General features: G+C 44.3%; 4 protein-coding genes. All 4 read right to left on the reverse strand.

Annotated features, from left to right (window positions below; translation table 11 throughout):
• Window positions 1–464, reverse strand: a 464-nt coding sequence (locus ABYW01_RS20625; RefSeq protein WP_372836385.1) for a transposase, incomplete at its 3' end; no start/stop codon positions are given.
• A gap of 172 nt (window positions 465–636) precedes the next feature.
• Window positions 637–1,086 carry a hypothetical protein gene (locus tag ABYW01_RS20630; RefSeq protein WP_372836387.1) on the reverse strand — a complete coding sequence of 150 codons (450 nt, stop codon included), beginning with the start codon at window positions 1,084–1,086 and terminating at the stop codon, window positions 637–639.
• Window positions 1,087–1,152: 66 nt separating this feature from the next.
• On the reverse strand, window positions 1,153–1,551 hold the full coding sequence (locus tag ABYW01_RS20635) for a hypothetical protein (protein ID WP_372836389.1): 399 nt from the start codon (window positions 1,549–1,551) through the stop codon (window positions 1,153–1,155).
• Window positions 1,552–1,581: 30 nt separating this feature from the next.
• On the reverse strand, window positions 1,582–1,881 hold a 300-nt coding region (locus ABYW01_RS20640), incomplete at its 5' end, for a hypothetical protein (protein ID WP_372836391.1).

The following is a 1,881-nucleotide window of genomic DNA, read 5'->3' on the forward strand; positions in this document are numbered from 1 at the left end:
CTCCATTCCTTGGAGGCGTTGGACGGCATCTTGCAACCGTCGATAGCGAACATCTCTCGGCCAATCAGGTTCATACCGTCACACACCATCAGGATTTGGGTAAACAGCGGTGCGATAACATCATCCATCCGCGTAATGAACTCGGCGATGGTACTGTGGTGGGGATGACTATCAGCTGACAACGCCATAAACAAGACATTCTCACGACAAGCTTGAGCAATTTTTCGGCTGGAGGTAATGCCTCGGGAATACGCAAACAAAACGATCTTTAACAGGATGGCTGGATCATAAGCCGGTGCACCGTTGTAATCATTGCGATAACGGGACTTAAGCAGGCTCATATCAAGGTCATTATCGACCACATGATTGAGGGTATATTCAAAGGTGCCGGGTTGAATCTGATCCGCAAAACGCAACGGGATCATCTTTGTCTGGTTGTAATCGTAGTGTTTGTAGCGTGCCATCCGTTGCACCATCAGCGGTAAAGTTCTGTTGAACGATTGTAGCTGGAATCTAGCCCGTGAACCAAGGGCTGCGGGACTGATCCGACAGCCTCAACGCCACCAGCATAGGCGAGCCGCGCAGTGTCGAATCCAGCCAGCTTGCTGGCGATTGTGCCTGGCCTTGTTAGGCATTTCAGTTGAATATACTACGCAGATAAGCACCAATAACTGCCACCAAAATCCCAACCATCATTCCGGATGAAAGTGTAAATACTCTATCGAATCTTTTAGTCCTATACTCCGAAAGATAAAGGTTCCCCTTTCCAGACAGCGCAAAGATTTGACTCTTCAATGACCCACTTGTCATATGCCAAGACTGACCTCTATACTCTGCTGATTTTTCAGCAGTACTGCACGCAAAATACTTTCTAGCTAATAGCTGCTCTTTGTTTCTGTTTGGATCTGGATTGTCCTTGTCTATGAGAAAATAGTCATCGACCATACCGTTCGAAACCAATGAAGCGAAAACATAAAAATCTCTATGGTCGCTGTACTTCCTTGGAAGTAACCTGCCGATTTCTTCCAAAGATAATTCTCCAGATCTCTCTAATTCCCTTAGTATCTTTATCCCTACGTTTTGCATATAACTCTCGATTAGACCTAACGTTCAAAGCAGAGGGCGGCGAAGCTGTCCGACTGCCTTTTCTTGTTAGCAATTTTTGGCTACAGAGGCTGCTTGTGTAACTAAGAAATCACGGATCATGACTAACTCTGAAACGTTTAATATCTCTCTTACCCTATTCTTGACTTCTTTCGCTGTAGCTTCTGCATCTTTCTCATTCTGCGCCTCAAAATCCATAAGACTAGCAAAAGTGTCGTACATTTCTTCGACAGCAGCCGACCGCTTTTCAGATTGATCCTCTTGATTCCTTATTGCATCAACATAGCCAGATTTAGCACCAATTTTTCTAACGGCTTCCTCAAAAGGCACTAGCTTTCCATCAATTTCTGGAGTAATCCAAGCAGTGTAATCAATGCGTAGCTGATACAGATTACCAGCATGATTGAGAGCATCTTGAGTAGGCCCCTCTCGGGTTAGGGTATTCAAAGTTTGATGAACCTCACTAAGATACTTTTCCTAAAACTCTACGTGCTTATCAAATACTGTATTTGCCATATGAGACGTAGCACCTAAATTAAATAACTGCTGGGAGCTTTGTAACTCAACTGCTCGCTCATGAGCTGCATTATCACGAAGCAGTTGAAAAAGTGCGGCAAAGAGCCCCCCTATAGCAGGCAAGGCTGCGACTCCTTTATAAACTTCACCAATTGGAGCAAAAAATGTAACTCCAATAGAGACTGCGATGATCACTGCCAAACCAAACCAAAATGGCCTTTTACTACAAAAATCTTGGATACTTCTCGAAAGTTTACTCAA

Origin of the sequence: Pontibacterium sp. (assembly GCF_041587635.1) — a bacterium.
Lineage (GTDB): Bacteria > Pseudomonadota > Gammaproteobacteria > Pseudomonadales > Balneatricaceae > Pontibacterium.

What these genes read in the sequence shown, in the direction of transcription:
- ABYW01_RS20630 (WP_372836387.1), bottom strand. Translation starts at nt 1,086, where the DNA reads ATGCAAAACGTAGGGATAAAGATACTAAGGGAATTAGAGAGATCTGGA.